The sequence below is a fragment of the Micromonospora sp. ABR4_055 genome (assembly GCF_056160425.1).
Window position 1 is genome coordinate 1 of sequence record NZ_JBSWXD010000367.1, and the last position, 393, is coordinate 393.

Below are 393 nucleotides of genomic sequence, written 5' to 3' on the forward strand. Positions count from 1 at the left end.
GTCCGGGTCGGCGCCGCGCCGTCCCCTCCTGTCCGGGTCGACGTCGCGGCGCGGCGTGGTCCGGCGGTCAGGGTCGCGACGTGGTCCGGTACCCGGTCCGGTGCCCGGGTCGCCGGGGTCCGCCGGGCCGGTCCGGTCCGGCGGCCGACCGCTGGTGGCCCGACCCCCGTCGAGCACCTGCAGCGCGGGCCGGAACGGATCCCGGCTGCGTTCGGCGCGGCCGGTACGGCGTTGCTCGGCTGTCTCGCGCACCGTCCGACCCCGGGGGGTGTAGGCACGGGCGTCGGCGATCCCGCCGATCGGGCCGGGTTCACCGAAGCCGGGGGGGGGGGGGGGGGGGGGGGGTGGGGGGGGGGGGGGGGGGGGGGGGGGGGGGGGGGGTGGGCGACCGAC

Annotated in this window: 1 pseudogene; it reads right to left on the reverse strand. The window is 82.2% G+C overall.

Annotated elements, in window-relative coordinates:
• Window positions 1–393, reverse strand: a pseudogene (locus ACXAHD_RS32425) (hypothetical protein); the annotation flags it as partial.